This is a genomic window from Nocardioides ultimimeridianus (assembly GCF_054777895.1).
The window spans coordinates 197,664-213,536 of the sequence record NZ_BAAHAB010000004.1 but is presented as its reverse complement, the minus strand read 5'-3'; the positions used below and the strand labels follow the sequence as shown (position 1 = coordinate 213,536).

Below are 15,873 nucleotides of genomic sequence, written 5' to 3'. Positions count from 1 at the left end.
CGCTCACACCTCCGGCAGATCGGTGATGTCGGTGTCGAACTCGTTCGCCCCGCCGTGGGCGTCGGCGTACCGCGGACCGGTATCGGTCCACAGCGACCCCATCTGCCCGTTGGTGTTGCGCTTCACGGCCGGCCGCACGGCGAGCCAGCCGATGCCCAGCAGCGCCGCCAGCACGGGGATGCCGATGATGACCACGATGAAGTCGGTCTTCTGCCAGAAGTAGGGGCTGGACTGCCAGCCCGAGATCGCCATGCCGACGATGACGAGGACCAGGAACGCCAGGCCGATGTAGCTGGTCCAGGGCGACCCGGGCGCCCGGAACGGGCTCGGTGGGACCACGCCGAGGTCGGAGAGCCGGCGCAGCCGCAGCTGGCACAGGAAGATCGTGGCCCAGGTGAACACGACGCCGATCGAGGCAGCCTCGAGGGCGATGTCGAAGGCCTCGCCCGGGGCGACCGCGTTCAGCACGATGCCCATGACGAAGACGACCGAGGTCATCAGGATCCCCGCCCACGGCACACCCGAGGAGCTCATCTTCAGTGTGAAGCGGGGCGCCTGCTTGGCCATGCCGAGGCTGCGCAGCACCCGGCCGGTGGAGTAGAGCCCGGAGTTGAGGCTGGACATCGCAGCGACGATGAGGACAGCCTGGATCACGTCACCCATCCAGTCCATGTGCATGCGCCCGAACACCGACACGAACGGGCTGATCCCCGCGACGTAGTTCGAGGTGGGCAGCATCGAGCACAGCAGCAGGATCGAGCCGACGTAGAAGACCGCGATCCGGAAGATCACCGCGTTCACGGCCTTGGGGACCTCGCGCTGGGGGTTCTCCATCTCACCGGCGGCGACGCCGACCATCTCGATGGCCGCATAGGCGAACACGACACCGGACATCACCAGGATCGGCCCGTACCAGTAGAAGCCGTCGCCGGTGGGCCAGAAGCCGCCCGGGTTGTTCCACAGGTTCTGGAAGCCCGCCTTGTGCCCGCCGACCTTGAGGCCGCCGATGACGACCACCAGGCCGACGGCGAGGAAGATGACGATGGCGCCGACCTTCAGCAGCGACGCCCAGAACTCGAACTCGCCGAAGGCGCGCGCCGACAGCAGGTTGATGCCGAGCACCACCACGAGTGCGACCATGACGCTGATCCACTGGTGCAGGTTCGGGAACCAGTGCTGCATGTACAGCCCGACCGCCGACAGCTCGGCGATGCCGGTCAGCGCCCAGTTGAGCCAGTACATCCAGCCGGTGACGTACGCCGCGCTCTCGCCGTAGAACTCGCGCATGTAGGAGACGAAAGCGCCCGACGTCGGCCGGTGCAGCACCAGCTCGCCGAGCGAGCGCATCAGGAAGTAGGCGATGACGCCCACGAACGCGTAGCTGATCAGCAGTGCCGGTCCCGTCGAGTGCAGCCGCGAGGCCGACCCGAGGAACAGGCCGGTGCCGATGGCACCGCCGATCGCGATCATCTGGACGTGGCGTCTGCCCAGGCTCTGCTTGTAGCCGACCTGCTCTGCGTGCAGCGAGCTGCCGATGGGGTTGTCGTTACGGGTGGCGGTCATGTCGGTCCCTCCGTGGTCACGAGCCCGAGGGTGCCCAGACCGGTCCGGTATGTGCAGCGCAACGGGTGTGGTGGCCCGCCGCACTGCGTGCCTCGTACGAGCATCCTTCACCTACGGCGACGCGAAGGACAAGCACCCGGGCGACACGCCCTAGGCTGGACCCCGTGATCGAGCTCCGCACCCCCGCCCAGATCGAGCAGATGCAACCCGCCGGACGCTTCGTCGCGTCCGTGATCAGCGCCCTCGCCGACAAGGCGGCCGTGGGGGTGAACCTGCTCGAGCTCGACGAGCTCGCCCACAAGATGATCAAGGACGCCGGTGCGGAGTCCTGCTACATCGACTACCACCCCTCGTTCGGCGCCAGCCCGTTCGGCAAGGTGCTCTGCACGAGCGTCAACGACGCGGTGCTGCACGGCCTCCCGCACGACTACGTGCTGCAGGACGGCGATCTGCTGTCCGTCGACTTCGCCGCGTCGGTCGACGGTTGGGTGGCGGACTCGGCGCTGTCGGTGATCGTCGGCACCCCGGACCCGAAGGACCAGGCGCTCATCGACGTCACGCAGCGTGCGCTCGACGCGGGCATCGCGGCCGCCCGCCCGGGCAACAAGCTCGGCGACATCTCCTTCGCGATCGGCAGCGTCGCGCACGAGGCCGGCCTGTCGGTCAACCTCCAGTTCGGCGGCCACGGCGTCGGCCGGACGATGCACGGTGAGCCGCACGTCCCGAACGACGGCCGCGCCGGACGCGGCCTGAAGCTCAAGCCGGGCCTGGTGATCGCGATCGAGCCGTGGTTCCTGCAGTCCACCGACGAGATCGTGTTCGACCCCGACGGCTGGACCATCCGGTCGGCCGACGGATCGCGCGGCGCGCACGTCGAGCACACCGTGGCCATCACCAGCGGCGACCCGCTCGTCCTCACCGCCCGGGGCTGACCATGGGCGAGGTCGTGGCCGTGCACCGGCACGCCTCGCACGAGTTCAGCAAGACGTCGTACGACGAGGTGCGACTGCTCGAGGGCCTCGGCGTCGAGGGCGACGCGCACCTCGGCGTGACCGTCCAGCACCGCTCCCGTGTCGCGCAGGACCCGTCGCAGCCGAACCTGCGCCAGGTGCACCTGATCCACGCCGAGCTGTTCGACCAGCTCGCCGCGGCGGGCTTCTCCGTCGCCCCCGGCCAGCTCGGCGAGAACATCACCACCCGCGGCCTGGACCTGCTCGGCCTCCCGGTCGGCACGCGGCTGCATCTCGGCGAGGCGGTCGTGACGGTGACCGGGCTGCGCAACCCGTGCGTGCAGATCGACGCGTTCTCCCCCGGGCTGCTCAAGCGGCTGGTCCGCCCCGGAGCGGACGGCACGGTCGAGCGGCTCGCCGGCGTGATGGGCGTCGTGAGCCGCAGTGGCACCGTCGGACCCGGGACGCCGGTCGAGGTGACGCTCCCGCCCGGCCCGCACCACCCGCTGATCCGGGTGTGAGCCTCAGGCGTAGCGGACCTGCAGGTCCTTGATCCCGTTGATCCACCCGTGCCGGAGGCGCTTGGGCCGCTCCAGCCTGCTGATGTCGGGCGCATGGTCGGCGAGGGCGTTGAAGATCATCCAGATCTCCTGGCGGGCGAGGTTGGCGCCCAGGCAGTAGTGCGCGCCGTGACCGCCGAAGCCGACGTGCGGATTCGGGTCGCGACGCACGTCGAAGCGGAACGGGTCCTCGAACACGTCCTCGTCGAAGTTCGCCGAGGCGTAGAACATCGCCACCCGCTCGCCCTGGGCGACGGCGACTCCCCCGACCTCGGTGTCGGCCATCGCGGTGCGTTGGAAGACGGTGACCGGGGTGGCCCAGCGGACGACCTCGTCGACCATCGCCTCGGGCCGCTCCCGCTTCCAGATCTCCCACTGCTCGGGGTTGTCGAGGAAGGCGTCCATGCCGTGGGTGATGGCGTTGCGGGTGGTCTCGTTGCCCGCGACGGCGAGCAGGATGACGAAGTAGCCGAACTCGTCGTCGGTCAGGCCGCGGCCGTCGTTGTCGGCGTTCAGCAGCTTGGTGACGAGGTCGTCGCGCGGCGCGTCCTTGCGCTCCGCGGCCATCGCCATCGCGTACATCAGCACCTCGGCGGCAGCGTCCTGGTTGTCACCGGCGAAGTCCGGGTCCTCGTTGGCGAGCATCGAGTTGGACCAGTGGAAGAGCTTCTTCCGGTCCTCCTGAGGTACGCCGATGAGGTCCGCGATCGCCTGCAGCGGCAGCTCGGCTGCCACGTCCTCGACGAAGTTCCCGCTCCCGGACGCCACCGCGTCCTGCACGATCCGCACCGCACGGTCCCGCATGGTCGACCGCATCTGCTCGATCCCGCGCGGCGTGAAGCCGCGGGAGACGATCCGGCGCATCGTCTCGTGCTGGGGCGGGTCCTGGTTGAGGATCATCACCCGCTGCAGCTCGATCATCTCGCGGGTCATCCCCTCCGCGAAGCGGATGATGGCGCCGTTCTCCTCGGAGGAGAACACACGGCTGTTGCGCGAGACGGCGGCGACGTCGGCGTGCCGGGTCACCGCCCAGTACCCGTTGCGGGACTCGGGCGCGAAGCCGTCGTACGCCCCCGGCCTCTGCTCGATCCAGCTCACCGGGGCGCTGCGCCGCAGGGCACGGAAGTGCTCGTGCGGCACGGCGTCCCAGTTGACGTCAGGATCGGTGAAGTCGAAGCCGGGGGGCAGTACGTCGGACATCGCTAGCCTCTGCTCACTTGTAGTCGACCTGGAGCTCCTTGATGGCGTTCAGCCAACCACTGCGCAGCCGGCGCGGCTCGCCGGCCAGCTTGATGTCGGGCGCCAGGTCGGCCAGCGCGTTGAAGATCAGGTTGATCTGCAGGCGGGCCAGGTTCGCGCCCAGGCAGTAGTGCGCGCCGTGGCCGCCGAAGGCCACGTGCGGGTTGCTCTCGCGCAGGATGTTGAAGGTGAACGGGTCCTCGAAGACGGTGTCGTCGAAGTTGGCCGAGGCGTAGAACAGGCCGACCCGGTCGCCCTTCCTGATCGGCTGTCCCGCCAGCTCGGTGTCCTGCTTGGCGGTGCGCTGGAAGACGGTGACCGGGGTGGCCCAGCGGACGATCTCGTCGATCGCCGTCTCGGGCCGCTCGCGCTTCCAGAGGTCCCACTGGTCGGGGTTCTCCAGGAACGCGTGCATGCCGTGCGTGGTCGCGTTGCGCGTCGTCTCGTTGCCCGCGACGGTGAGCAGGATGACGAAGAAGCCGAACTCGTCATTGGTCAGCGCGCCGTGGTCGTCGTCCTGGCCGGCACTGATCAGCCGGGTCACGATGTCGTCCTGCGGGTTCGCCCGGCGCTCGTTGGCGAGCTGGTCGAAGTAGCCCAGGATCTCCATCGAGGCGATCGCGGGGTCGGCGCCGATCTCCGGGTCGTCGTACCCCATCATCTGGTTGGACCACTCGAAGAGCTTCTTGCGGTCCTCCTGCGGTACGCCGAGGAAGTCCGCGATCGCCTGCAGCGGCAGCTCGGCCGCGATCTGCTCGACGAAGTCGCCGCTGCCGCCCTCGACGGCGCGCGCCACGATCTCGTGGGCCCGCTGCGCGAGGACGTCCTTCATCGAGGCGATCACGCGCGGGGTGAAGCCGCGGGAGACGATGCCGCGCATCTTGGTGTGGCTCGGCGGGTCGTGGTGGATCAGCATCGCGCGCTGGACCTCGACCTGGTCGCGGGTCATGTCCGGCGCGAACCGGATGATCACGCCGTTCTCCTCGGTCGACCAGTTCTCGTTGTCCTTGGAGACCTGGCGGACCTCCTCGTGGCGCGTGCACGCCCAGTAGCCGGTGTCGAGGAAGCCGGCGCGGGCCTCGGGCACCTGCTCGACCCAGTGGATCGGCGCGTGGGCGCGCATCGCCTTGAACTCCTCGTGCGGCAGGCCCACCGCGTTGATGTCGGGATCGGTGGGGTCCCATCCCTCGGGGAGGTCGAGTCCGGTCACGGGCGTCGCTGCTTGGGTCACTGCGTCGGTCGCTTTCGCTCGGGCAGGCGGTCTCGATGGACGCCACCTGCAACACGTTCTAGTCGCACGCTACAGCGTGTCCGAGAAATACGAAAGAGTTTCGTAACTGTGTCGCGGATCAAATGAGAACACGTTCTAGTTCGGTGCTAGATTGGGTCGCATGGGCAACCCCGTCATCGTCGAAGCAGTCCGCACCCCCCTCGGCAAGCGCAACGGCTGGCTCGCCGGCGTGCACCCCGCGAACCTGCTCGGATTCGTGCAGTCCGAGGTGCTGCGCCGGGCCGGCGTCGACTCCGAGCTGATCGAGCAGGTGATCGGCGGGATCGTCTCGCAGGCCGGCGAGCAGTCCAACGACACGGTGCGCCGGGCCTGGCTGCACGCGGGCCTCGCCCAGCACACGGGAGGCACGACCCTCGACGCCCAGTGCGGATCCGGCCAGCAGGCCGCGCACCTGATCAACGACCTCGTCCGCGCCGGCACCATCGAGGCCGGCGTGGCTTGCGGCGTGGAGTCGATGTCGCGCATCCCCCTCGGCGCCAACGTGCCGGCCGGCATGGGCGACCCGCGGCCCGAGGACTGGACCATCGACATGCCGAACCAGTTCGAGGGCGCCGACCGGATCGCCCGCCACCGCGGCATCTCGCGCGCCGACCTCGAGGCGTTCGGGGTCGCGTCACAGGCCAAGGCCCGCGTCGCGGTCGACGAGGGGCGGTTCAAGCGGGAGATCGCGGCGTACGGCGACGTGGACACCGACCAGGGCCTGCGGGACACGACCGCCGAGTCGCTGGCCGGCCTCAAGCCCGTGCTCGAGGGCGGCCTGCACACGGCCGGCACGTCCTCGCAGATCTCCGACGGCGCGGCCGCCGCGCTGATCATGGACGAGGACAAGGCACGTGCGCTCGGGCTGAAGCCGCGGGCGCGGATCACCTTCCATGCCCTCGTCGGCTCGGACCCCTACTTCCACCTCGACGGCCCCGTCGACGCGACCCAGCGCGTGCTCGACCGCACCGGCATGGCGATGAGCGACTTCGACATCTTCGAGGTCAACGAGGCGTTCGCCTCGGTCGTGCTGTCGTGGGCGCAGGTGCACGGGGTCGACATGGACCGGGTCAACGTCAACGGCGGCGCCATCGCGCTCGGGCACCCCGTGGGCGCCACCGGCGTACGCCTCATCACCACGGCCCTGCACGAGCTGGAGCGCCGCGACGCGTCGACGGCACTGATCTCGATGTGCGCGGGCGGCGCGATGGCGACGGCGACGGTCATCGAGCGGATGTGACCGCGACACGGGGTCCGGACCTGCAAGACTCGCCCCATGGGCTCCCGTCACCACGTCGTCGTCATCGGTTCCGGCTTCGGCGGACTCTTCGCCACCAAGGCCCTCAAGGGCGCGAACGTGGACGTCACGCTGATCTCGAAGACCACCCACCACCTGTTCCAGCCACTGCTCTACCAGGTCGCGACCGGCATCCTGGCGCAGGGCGAGATCGCCCCTCCGACGCGTGAGGTCCTGGCCCACCAGAAGAACGCCCGGGTCGTGCTCGGCGAGGTCAACGCCATCGACCTGAAGGCGCGCACGGTCACCTCCGACATCCAGGGCCGCGTGCACCAGCTCAGCTACGACTCGCTGATCATCGCCGCGGGCGCCGGCCAGTCGTACTTCGGCAACGACCACTTCGCCGACTTCGCTCCGGGCATGAAGACCATCGACGACGCCCTCGAGCTCCGCGGCCGGATCTTCGGCGCCTTCGAGCTGGCCGAGCTGGCCCAGGCCAAGGAGGAGCTCGAGCGCTACCTGACCTTCGTCGTCGTCGGCGCCGGACCGACCGGGGTGGAGATGGCGGGTCAGATCGCCGAGCTCGCCAACCACACGCTGCGCCACGACTTCCGCAGCTTCGACCCCCGGCAGGCGCGGGTGGTCATGGTCGACGCGGCGCCCCAGGTGCTGCCGCCGTTCGGGGCGAAGCTCGGCCAGGTCGCGCAGAAGGCGCTGGAGAAGCGGGGCGTCGAGGTCATGCTCGGCGGCATCGTCACCACCGTCGACGAGCGCGGCATCGAGCTGCAGTACAAGGACGGGACCAGCACCCGCATCGAGACCGCCACCAAGGTGTGGGCCGCCGGCGTCCAGGCATCCCCGCTCGGCAAGACGCTCGCCGAGCAGACCGGCGCGACGCTGGACCGGGCCGGGCGCATCGCGGTCAACCCCGACCTCACCCTCCCCGGTCACCCCGAGGTGTTCGTGATCGGCGACATGATGGCGCTGGACAACCTTCCCGGCGTTGCGCAGGTCGCCATCCAGGGTGGCAAGTACGCCGCCAAGACCATCTCGCGCCGCGTCGACGAGAAGGCGCCGCCGGAGGCGTTCAAGTACTTCGACAAGGGCTCGATGGCCACCATCTCGCGCTTCAACGCCGTCGCCCTGGTCGGCAAGCTGCACTTCACCGGCCTGATCGCGTGGTTCATGTGGCTGGCCGTGCACCTGCTCTATCTGACCGGCTTCAAGAACCGGGTCGCGGCGCTGCTGCACTGGCTGGTCACCTTCGTCACCAACGACCGGTCCGAGCGCACCGCCACGGCCCAGCAGATCTACGCCCGCCGCGCCATCGGCAAGCTCGAGGGCGGCACCGCCGCCGTCGCGGCCTCGTCGACGGAGTGGAACGAGATCCGCGCCCGTCTCGAGCAGCAGGCCGCCGAGGAGGCCCGCCTCACCGACAACCGCAAGCGCGGGTCCAAGGTCGACGCGGGCTGACGGTCACCCGCGCATGCTCGTCGTCGACCTGCTGGCGACCGGGGTGTTCGCGGTGTCGGGCGGACTGACCGCGGTCCGGGCCCGGATGGACGTCGTCGGGGTGATGGTCCTCGCGGCCGTCACAGGGATCGGCGGCGGCCTGATCCGCGACGTGCTGATCGGGGTCACTCCCCCGGTCACGCTGACCGACTGGCGCTACGTGGTGGTGCCGATCGCGGCCGGGCTCGCGACCTTCCTGTTCCACCCGCAGCTCGGTCGTCTCGGGCGATCGATCAACGTCTTCGACGCCTTCGGCCTCGGCCTGTTCAGCGTGACGGGCGCGCTCAAGGCGGCCGACCACGGGGTGACGCCGATCGGGGCGATCGCCCTGGGCGTGGTGACGGGCGTCGGCGGCGGGGTGCTGCGTGACGTGCTCACCGACCAGGTCCCGCTGGTCCTGCGCAAGAGCGAGCTCTACGCGATCCCGGCCGCGGTGGGCGCCGCGCTCGCGGTGCTCGGCGACCGCACCGGTCGGCCCGACAGCCTCGTCGTACCGGTCGCCGCGGCCGTCACCATCGGCTGGCGGCTGCTGGCGATCCGGCGGGGCTGGACCTCCCCCGACGCCGAGGACCCTGCGCGGTGGCGCCGGCGCTGGTGAGCCGGGCTCAGGCCTGCGTGCCGTAGACCGGCTCGGGGGCGGGAGCCTGGGCGAGCAGGTCCTGCAGTGCCGGTCCGACCTTCTCCGCCTCCCAACGGCCGCCGGCATCGGCGGACGGCCCGTGCGACCAGGCGTTCTCCACGGTCATCCGGGAGCCGTCGACCTCGATGACCCGGCCCGTCACCCCGCCGGACTCCTCCGACGCCAGCCACGCGACGATCGGCGAGTTGTCCTCGGGCAGCGCCATCGCGGAGGTGTCGAAGGCCCCCTCGGTCATCCGGGTCTTCGCCACCGGGGCGATCGCGTTGACGGTCACGCCGACCCGGCCGAGCTCGGCCGCGGCCACCAGGGTCATCGTCGCGATCCCGCCCTTGGCCGCCGAGTAGACGACCTGGCCGATCGAGCCCTGCAGCCCGGCGCCGGAGGTCGTGTTGATCACCCGCGCGACCCGCTGGCGGCCCTCCTTGGACTCCGCGCGCCAGTACGCCGCCGCGTGCCGCAGCGGCGCGAAGTGCCCCTTGAGGTGGACCCGCATGACGGCGTCGAACTCCTCCTCGGTGGCGTTGACCAGCATCCGATCGCGGACGAAGCCGGCGTTGTTGACGAGGATGTCGAGGGCGCCGTACGTGTCGATCGCCTGCTGCACCATCGCGGCGGCCTGCTCGAAGTCCGCCACGTCGGCACCGTTGACCACGGCCTCGCCGCCCATCGCCTCGATCTCGGCGACGACGCCGTGGGCCGGCGAGTCGGTCTTCTCGCCGTTGTTGGACACGCCGTAGTCGTTGACGACGACCTTGGCGCCGTGCCGGGCGAGCTCGAGCGCATGCGCGCGTCCGATGCCGCGACCGGCTCCGGTGACGATCGCGACGCGACCTTCCAACAACCTGCTCACGGGGTGGCTCCTTGCTCTTGCTGGGCGATGTGGAGGAAGACGGGCTGCTCGCCGCCGCCGTGGCAGGCGATGCGGGCGCCGGAGACGTACGACGCCAGGTCGCTGGCCAGGAAGGCCACCACCCGGCCGATCTCGGCGACGTCGGCCATCCGGCCAGCGGGGATGGTGGCCTCGATGGCGGCCACGGTCGCGTCGCCGCCGTAGTGGTCGGCGGTGTCGGCGGTGCGCACCAGGCCCACGTCGACCGCGTTGACGCGCACCCGCGGCCCCCACTCCATGGCGAGGCTGCCGGTGAGCGAGTCGAGACCGGCCTTGGCGGCGCCGTACGCGGCCGTGCCGGGGCTCGGGCGGGTGCCGGAGACCGAGGAGATGTTGACGATCGAGCCGCCGCCGGCCTGCTGCATGACGCGGTTGGCGGCCTGGGCGACGGTGAGGGCGGCGGTCAGGTTGAGGCCGAGGATCTTGTCGTGGAAACGCGGGCTCGCGGTCGCCGCGTCGGCGTACGGCGCTCCCCCGGCGTTGTTGACCACGATGTCGAGCCGCCCGTGGTCGGCGACGATGCCGTCCACGAGCGCGGCGACCGCCTCCGGATCCCGTACGTCGCACAGCCGGTGCTCCGCTCCCGCCGGCGGCGCGGCCTCGGTGCGGCCACAGGTGACCACGGTCGCGCCGGCCTCGAGCAGCACCTCGCTGATGCCGCGACCGATGCCGCGCGCACCACCGGTCACGAGGGCCATCCGGCCGGAGAGGTCGATCTCAAGACTCACGAGCCTCACCCTACCAAGCATTTGCTTGGTAGGGTGACCGCATGACATCAGGAAGCGTGAGCAGCGAGCTCCGCGACGACGGCATCCGGGTCATCACGATGGCCGCTCCTCCGGTCAACGCGCTGACCGTGCAGGGCTGGTTCGACGTGGCCGCCGCCCTCGACGAGGCCTCGGCCGACCCGAGCACCAAGGTCGTGGTCCTGCGTGCGGAGGGCAGAGGCTTCAACGCCGGCGTCGACATCAAGGAGATGCAGCACACCACCGGCTTCGACGCGCTGCTCGGCGCGAACAAGGGCTGCTACGCGGCCTTCAAGGCGGTCTACGAGTGCAGCGTGCCGGTGATCGCCGCCGTCAACGGCTTCTGCGTCGGCGGCGGCGTCGGCCTGGTCGGCAACGCGGACATCGTGGTCGCGAGCGAGGACGCCTACTTCGGCGTACCGGAGGTCAACCAGGGTGCCCTCGGCGCCGCGACCCACATGGCGCGGCTCGTGCCGCAGCACATGATGCGCACCCTGTACTTCACCGCCCGCACGATCCCCGCGAAGGACCTGGTCCAGTTCGGTTCCGTGCTCGAGGTCGTTCCGCGCGAGCGGCTGCTCGACGCCGCGCTGAAGGTCGCCGGCGAGATCGCCGCGAAGAACACCAAGGTGATCCGGGCCGCCAAGGAGGCACTCAACGGGATCGAGCGGATCAACGGGGTCGACGTCAACGCGTCGTACCGCTGGGAGCAGGGGTTCACCTTCGAGCTGAACCTGATGGGCGTCAGCGACGAGCTCCGCGACGACTTCGCGGGCACCGACAAGGGAGCGAAGAAGTGACCCGACCGCGCGACAAGCGGATGACGATCGACGAGGTCGTCGCCACGCTCGAGGACGGCATGACCATCGGCATCGGCGGCTGGGGCCCGCGGCGCAAGCCGATGGCGCTGGTCCGCGCGATCCTGCGGTCGGAGCTGAAGGACCTGACCATCGTCAGCTGGGGCGGCGCGGACGTCGGCCTGCTCGCGCGCGCCGGCAAGATCCGCCGGCTGGTCTACGCCTTCGTCTCGCTGGACTCGATCCCGCTCGAGCCCAACTTCCAGCGCGCCCGCCAGGCGGGCACCATCCCCGAGATCGTCGAGCTCGACGAGGGCATGTTCCAGACCGGCCTGTACGCCGCCGCGCAGCGACTCCCGTTTCTCCCGATGCGTGCAGGCCTGGGTTCCGACGTGCTCGTCAACAACCCGTGGATCAGGATGGTCACGAGCCCGTACGCCGACGCGGACGGCGCCTTCGAGGAGCTGACCGCCGTCCCCGCGCTCCATCTCGACGTCGCCCTGGTGCACCTCAACCGCGCCGACGCGCACGGCAATGCGACCTACCTCGGCCCGGACCCGTACTTCGACGACCTGTTCGTGCAGGCCGCCGACCGGGCGTACCTGTCCTGCGAGCAGATCGTCGACACCGCCGGGCTCACCGTCGACACCCCGGTGCAGCGACTGCTGATCAGCCGGATGGACGTCACCGGCGTCGTCGAGACCCCGAACGGCGCGCACTTCACCAACTGCGTGCCGGACTACGAGCGCGACGAGCGCTTCCAGAAGGCGTACGCCGCCGCGGCGGGTGGGTCCGACGAGGACTGGGCCGCCTTCGAGGAGCGCTTCCTCGCCGGCGACGAAGCCACCTATCAGGCCGCCGTGCGGGCGTTCACCGAGGAGCAGGCATGAGCAGCGCAACCAGGGCGGACGTCTGCGCGGCCGCCATCGCCGACGCGTTCGCGGACGACGGGGAGATCTTCGCCAGCCCGATGGGGATGCTGCCGATGCTGGGCGTCCGCCTGGCCAAGCTGACCTCCAACCCGGACCTGGTGATCTCCGACGGCGAGTCGCTGTTCCTCGGAGGAGTGCCGCCGCTGTTCGCCAAGGCCGACGTCGTCGAGGGCTGGATCCCGTTCCGTCGCGTCTTCGACGTGGTCGCCCACGGCAAGAGGCACGTGATGATGGGCGCCACCCAGGTCGATCGGCACGGCAACCAGAACATCTCCGCCATCGGTGACTTCGCCCAGCCGAAGCGGCAGCTGCTCGGCAGCCGGGGCGCGCCGGGCAACACGGTCAACAACCGGACGTCGTACTGGGTGCCCAAGCACGGCCCGCGGGTCTTCGTCGAGCAGGTCGACATCGTCTCCGGCGTCGGGCCGGCGCGCGCGAAGGCGGCCGGTCCGGGTGCCGCGAAGTACAACGACATCCACCGGATCGTCAGCAACCTCGGGGTGTTCGACGTCAAGGGCGCCGACGACACGGTGCGACTGCTGTCGATCCACCCGAGCGTCGCCCTCGACGAGGTCGTCGAGGGCACCGGCTTCACGCTGGAGATCCCGGCCGACGTACCGACCACGCGCGAGCCGAGCATCGCCGAGCTCACCCTCATCAACGAGGTGCTGGACCCGAGAGGCCTGCGCTTCCGGGAGGTCCCGAATGATTGAGCAGCTGCTCAAGACGCCCTTCACCGACCTCACCGGGGTGCGCCACCCCGTCGTGCAGACCGGGATGGGCTGGGTGTCCGGGCCGCGCCTGGTCTCCGGCACCGCGAACGCCGGCGGGCTGGGCATCCTGGCCTCGGCCACGATGACCTTCGCCGAGCTGGAGAAGGCGATCATCGAGGTCAAGAGCCGCACCGACCGGCCGTTCGGGGTGAACCTGCGTGCCGACGCCGGCGACGCCCAGGACCGCTGCCGGCTGCTCATCGACCACGGGGTCAAGGTCGCGTCCTTCGCCCTCGCGCCGAAGCCCGAGCTGATCGCGACGCTCAAGGAGCACGACATCGTCGTGATGCCCTCGATCGGCGCCGCCAAGCACGCCGTCAAGGTCGCCGCATGGGGCGCCGACGCGGTGATGGTCCAGGGTGGCGAGGGCGGCGGCCACACCGGCCCGGTGCCCACCACGCTCCTGCTCCCGACGGTCCTCGACGCGGTGGACATCCCGGTCATCGCCGCCGGCGGCTTCTTCGACGGCCGTGGCCTCGCGGCCGCGCTCTCCTACGGCGCCGCGGGCGTCGGCATGGGCACCCGCTTCCTGCTCACCCAGGACTCCGCCGTGCCCGACGCCGTCAAGCAGCTCTACCTCGCCCAGGGCCTCACCGACACCGTCGTGACCGCCAAGGTCGACGGGATGCCGCACCGGATGCTGCGTACCGACCTCGTGGCGGAGCTCGAGGAGACCAGCGCCGTACGCCGGATGGGGCCGACCCTGCGCCGCACGCTGGCCTTCAAGCGCGAGTCCGGGATGACCTGGACCCAGCTGGCCAAGGACGGACGGGAGATGAAGCGTCAGCAGGGCCGGACCCTCGCGCAGATGACGCTCGCCGCCAACACCCCGATGATGCTGAAGGCGGGCCTGGTCGAGGGCGACACCTCCGCGGGCGTGCTCGCCAGCGGGCAGGTCGTCGGTGTCATCGACGACCTGCCCACCTGCGAGGAGCTCATCGACCGGGTCGTGAGCCGGGCGGCCGAGGAGCTCGGCCGCGCCGCGGCGTACCGGATCTGAGCTCCCCGGCGGAATCGGTCAGTGCTTCTTGCCACCACCCGACGTGGTCGTGGCGGGGCACCCGGCCGGCTGGTGCAGCTGGATGTTGCCGGACGCGATCGGGTTGCCGTTGTAGCCGCCGGTGAACGACAGGTCGTCGTTCGTGCCGGGCTCGCCGTTGTCGGTGGCGTTCACGACCAGGGCACCGTTGTCGTAGGTGATCTGGCGCGAGGTCGGGCCGGTGATCGTGTAGGCGCTCACCGACGAGCCCTGGATGTGCTGGCCGGTGCCGTGGTCGACGGCGTTGAAGTGACCCATCAGGCCGGGGTTCTTCAGACCGCCCACGAACCCGAAGCTGACACCCGCGCCGGTGCTCGACACGAGCTGGCCGCCGCCGGTCACGAAGTCCTTGACCGGGCAGGAGCCACCGCCGGTGGTGCTGTTCGCGCAGCTGATCCCGGCCTCCGCGTGGGAGATCACGATGTCGGCCGTGGCCACGGTGCTGAGCAGGCTGAGCGCACCGTTGACCGAGATGTGCACGGCGTTGACGACGAGGCGTCCACCGCTCATGGTCTGCTCGTTGAGCACGATCCGCACCACGCCGTTGAGCAGGTCGATGGTCGTGTTCGGCGCGGGGTTCGCGGCGATCGCGACCGGCTGGCCGAGCAGGGTGATCGCGACGTTGGCCAGGTGGGCGTTGCCGGCGTACACCGGTCCGGTCGAGGTGCAGGTGGCCGTCGACTGGGCCTGGATCACGCCGGCGCTGATGTTGAGCAGGCCGTCCACGCCGCCGGTGAGGCCGACGGTCTCGGCGTTGGCGTCGGTCGTGAGGCCGGACCCGACGACCACGGCGTCGACGACGTCCGCGTCGAGGGACACTCCGGACAGCGCCACGTTCGCGGTCAGGAGGGACCGGTCGACCTCGCCGCCGGCGGCCGGCAGCTCGCCGGTGTCGGAGAGCACGACCGGGCCGACCTTGACCAGGTCGGCGAGGGCGGTGGCCGCCGCCGACAGGCCGTAGGCGTGGCCGGCGTAGGAGGTGGCGATGGGGGTCGTCGTCGTACCGCCGCCGGAGCCGCCGCTGGGCGGCTTCGCCATCGCGGTGGCGGGCAGCGCCAGTGCGCAGGCCACGACGAGGGAGAGCAGAGTGGGAATTCTGAGGATGGTTCTGTTGCGCGACATCGGGGAGCCTTTCGGGGAGTCGGTGCGCCCGAGTCGCCGGATTCCATTGAAGGCCCGCCGCGACGGGCGCGCCATGACCGGGCCCACTGGTACCGCCCACCCGTATAGACGTCTAGGCGGCTGCGTGCCGCCACCGGCGCCCGTTCCAGGCTCAGCGGATGCCGTTGGTTGGGGCCAGGACCCAAACGCCCGATATTCTGGGGACATGGACACGCAGACGACCTCGGGCCACTCCACGGCGCCGCGGCGTCGGCACCTGATGGATCCCAACGCGCCGCGCGTCAAGCGCGACCCCGAGGCGGTGAAGCGGCTGGAGACGGTCCAGCGGCGCGTGGTCTCGGTGCTCGCCATGACCACCATCGCCCACCTCACCGCGGGCATGATCCTGGCGGCCGTCCTGGACGCCGACCACGCCTCGGTCGGCGTGCAGATCGGCCTGGTCGTCATCGGCGTGCTCTTTTGGAACGTCGGTGTCGCCGCCGTGCTCGGCATCAACCGCCGCCCGATCGTCTCCTGGTGGCACCTGACGGCCGTCCTGCCGCTCGCCATCGGTCTCTGGCTCGTTCTGCGCTAAGACGCGCCCCCGGCCTGCCGATGGGTGGGT

The 15,873-nt window shown here is 70.4% G+C and carries 16 protein-coding genes; 10 read left to right on the top strand and 6 right to left on the bottom strand.

What is annotated here, in order from left to right; translation table 11 throughout:
* Positions 1 to 3: 3 nt before the first annotated feature.
* On the bottom strand, positions 4 to 1,563 hold the full coding sequence (locus ACYU8V_RS03420; RefSeq protein ID WP_460845162.1) for an amino acid permease: 1,560 nt from the start codon (positions 1,561 to 1,563) through the stop codon (positions 4 to 6).
* A 164-nt stretch (positions 1,564 to 1,727) separates the two neighbouring features.
* On the opposite strand from ACYU8V_RS03420, the gene map reads away from it, so the two are divergent.
* Both map and ACYU8V_RS03410 read left to right on the top strand, forming a co-directional pair.
* Entirely contained in the window at positions 1,728 to 2,495 is a 768-nt protein-coding gene (gene map / locus ACYU8V_RS03415) for a type I methionyl aminopeptidase (protein WP_460845160.1), read from the top strand.
* Positions 2,496 to 2,497: 2 nt separating this feature from the next.
* Positions 2,498 to 3,034, top strand: a complete 537-nt coding sequence (locus tag ACYU8V_RS03410; protein ID WP_460845159.1) for an MOSC domain-containing protein — start codon at positions 2,498 to 2,500, stop codon at positions 3,032 to 3,034.
* A 3-nt stretch (positions 3,035 to 3,037) separates the two neighbouring features.
* On the opposite strand, the gene ACYU8V_RS03405 is transcribed toward ACYU8V_RS03410, so the two are convergent.
* Both ACYU8V_RS03405 and ACYU8V_RS03400 read right to left on the bottom strand, forming a co-directional pair.
* Complete coding sequence (locus ACYU8V_RS03405; protein ID WP_460845157.1) at positions 3,038 to 4,273, bottom strand: cytochrome P450; 1,236 nt, start codon at positions 4,271 to 4,273, stop codon at positions 3,038 to 3,040.
* A 13-nt stretch (positions 4,274 to 4,286) separates the two neighbouring features.
* The gene (locus tag ACYU8V_RS03400) at positions 4,287 to 5,522 is read right to left on the bottom strand and encodes a cytochrome P450 (RefSeq protein ID WP_460845156.1); all 1,236 of its coding nucleotides are present in this window, start codon (positions 5,520 to 5,522) and stop codon (positions 4,287 to 4,289) included.
* A 181-nt stretch (positions 5,523 to 5,703) separates the two neighbouring features.
* Between ACYU8V_RS03400 and ACYU8V_RS03395 the strand changes: the two genes are divergently transcribed.
* The 3 genes from ACYU8V_RS03395 to ACYU8V_RS03385 are packed head-to-tail and all read left to right on the top strand — an operon-like array spanning position 5,704 to position 8,929.
* A complete protein-coding gene (locus tag ACYU8V_RS03395) occupies positions 5,704 to 6,822 on the top strand; it encodes a steroid 3-ketoacyl-CoA thiolase (RefSeq protein ID WP_460845155.1) in 1,119 nt (372 codons plus the stop codon).
* 36 nt (positions 6,823 to 6,858) lie between these two features.
* On the top strand, positions 6,859 to 8,292 hold the full coding sequence (locus ACYU8V_RS03390) for an NAD(P)/FAD-dependent oxidoreductase (RefSeq protein WP_460845154.1): 1,434 nt from the start codon (positions 6,859 to 6,861) through the stop codon (positions 8,290 to 8,292).
* A gap of 13 nt (positions 8,293 to 8,305) precedes the next feature.
* The gene (locus ACYU8V_RS03385; RefSeq protein WP_460845153.1) at positions 8,306 to 8,929 is read left to right on the top strand and encodes a trimeric intracellular cation channel family protein; all 624 of its coding nucleotides are present in this window, start codon (positions 8,306 to 8,308) and stop codon (positions 8,927 to 8,929) included.
* Between the two features lie 7 nt (positions 8,930 to 8,936).
* Here the strand turns inward: ACYU8V_RS03385 and ACYU8V_RS03380 are convergent, their stop codons facing one another.
* Both ACYU8V_RS03380 and ACYU8V_RS03375 read right to left on the bottom strand, forming a co-directional pair.
* Positions 8,937 to 9,821 (bottom strand): SDR family oxidoreductase, encoded by an 885-nt coding sequence (locus tag ACYU8V_RS03380; RefSeq protein ID WP_460845151.1) that lies wholly within the window; start codon positions 9,819 to 9,821, stop codon positions 8,937 to 8,939.
* Positions 9,818 to 10,588, bottom strand: coding sequence for an SDR family oxidoreductase (locus ACYU8V_RS03375; RefSeq protein ID WP_460845149.1), 771 nt, complete (start codon positions 10,586 to 10,588; stop codon positions 9,818 to 9,820). The genes ACYU8V_RS03380 and ACYU8V_RS03375 overlap by 4 nt, the downstream gene beginning before the upstream one ends.
* A 41-nt stretch (positions 10,589 to 10,629) precedes the next feature.
* Between ACYU8V_RS03375 and ACYU8V_RS03370 the strand changes: the two genes are divergently transcribed.
* Genes ACYU8V_RS03370 through ACYU8V_RS03355 form a run of 4 tightly spaced genes read left to right on the top strand, consistent with a single transcriptional unit; the run spans position 10,630 to position 14,108 of the window.
* Positions 10,630 to 11,406, top strand: coding sequence for an enoyl-CoA hydratase family protein (locus ACYU8V_RS03370; RefSeq protein ID WP_460845148.1), 777 nt, complete (start codon positions 10,630 to 10,632; stop codon positions 11,404 to 11,406).
* Positions 11,403 to 12,293, top strand: coding sequence for a CoA transferase subunit A (locus tag ACYU8V_RS03365; protein ID WP_460845146.1), 891 nt, complete (start codon positions 11,403 to 11,405; stop codon positions 12,291 to 12,293). The genes ACYU8V_RS03370 and ACYU8V_RS03365 overlap by 4 nt, the downstream gene beginning before the upstream one ends.
* Positions 12,290 to 13,048, top strand: a complete 759-nt coding sequence (locus ACYU8V_RS03360; RefSeq protein WP_460845145.1) for a CoA-transferase subunit beta — start codon at positions 12,290 to 12,292, stop codon at positions 13,046 to 13,048. The genes ACYU8V_RS03365 and ACYU8V_RS03360 overlap by 4 nt, the downstream gene beginning before the upstream one ends.
* On the top strand, positions 13,041 to 14,108 hold the full coding sequence (locus ACYU8V_RS03355; protein WP_460845143.1) for an NAD(P)H-dependent flavin oxidoreductase: 1,068 nt from the start codon (positions 13,041 to 13,043) through the stop codon (positions 14,106 to 14,108). The genes ACYU8V_RS03360 and ACYU8V_RS03355 overlap by 8 nt, the downstream gene beginning before the upstream one ends.
* A gap of 18 nt (positions 14,109 to 14,126) precedes the next feature.
* On the opposite strand, the gene ACYU8V_RS03350 is transcribed toward ACYU8V_RS03355, so the two are convergent.
* On the bottom strand, positions 14,127 to 15,269 hold the full coding sequence (locus ACYU8V_RS03350) for a choice-of-anchor P family protein (RefSeq protein ID WP_460845142.1): 1,143 nt from the start codon (positions 15,267 to 15,269) through the stop codon (positions 14,127 to 14,129).
* 205 nt (positions 15,270 to 15,474) lie between these two features.
* On the opposite strand from ACYU8V_RS03350, the gene ACYU8V_RS03345 reads away from it, so the two are divergent.
* Complete coding sequence (locus ACYU8V_RS03345) at positions 15,475 to 15,843, top strand: hypothetical protein (protein ID WP_460845140.1); 369 nt, start codon at positions 15,475 to 15,477, stop codon at positions 15,841 to 15,843.
* Positions 15,844 to 15,873 lie beyond the last annotated feature (30 nt).

Coding starts and splice junctions, on each gene's coding strand:
- ACYU8V_RS03420 (WP_460845162.1), bottom strand. CDS start 1,563: ATGACCGCCACCCGTAACGACAACCCCATCGGCAGCTCGCTGCACGCA.
- ACYU8V_RS03410 (WP_460845159.1), top strand. CDS start 2,498: ATGGGCGAGGTCGTGGCCGTGCACCGGCACGCCTCGCACGAGTTCAGC.
- ACYU8V_RS03405 (WP_460845157.1), bottom strand. CDS start 4,273: ATGTCCGACGTACTGCCCCCCGGCTTCGACTTCACCGATCCTGACGTC.
- ACYU8V_RS03395 (WP_460845155.1), top strand. CDS start 5,704: ATGGGCAACCCCGTCATCGTCGAAGCAGTCCGCACCCCCCTCGGCAAG.
- ACYU8V_RS03390 (WP_460845154.1), top strand. CDS start 6,859: ATGGGCTCCCGTCACCACGTCGTCGTCATCGGTTCCGGCTTCGGCGGA.
- ACYU8V_RS03385 (WP_460845153.1), top strand. CDS start 8,306: ATGCTCGTCGTCGACCTGCTGGCGACCGGGGTGTTCGCGGTGTCGGGC.
- ACYU8V_RS03370 (WP_460845148.1), top strand. CDS start 10,630: ATGACATCAGGAAGCGTGAGCAGCGAGCTCCGCGACGACGGCATCCGG.
- ACYU8V_RS03360 (WP_460845145.1), top strand. CDS start 12,290: ATGAGCAGCGCAACCAGGGCGGACGTCTGCGCGGCCGCCATCGCCGAC.
- ACYU8V_RS03355 (WP_460845143.1), top strand. CDS start 13,041: ATGATTGAGCAGCTGCTCAAGACGCCCTTCACCGACCTCACCGGGGTG.
- ACYU8V_RS03350 (WP_460845142.1), bottom strand. CDS start 15,269: ATGTCGCGCAACAGAACCATCCTCAGAATTCCCACTCTGCTCTCCCTC.
- ACYU8V_RS03345 (WP_460845140.1), top strand. CDS start 15,475: ATGGACACGCAGACGACCTCGGGCCACTCCACGGCGCCGCGGCGTCGG.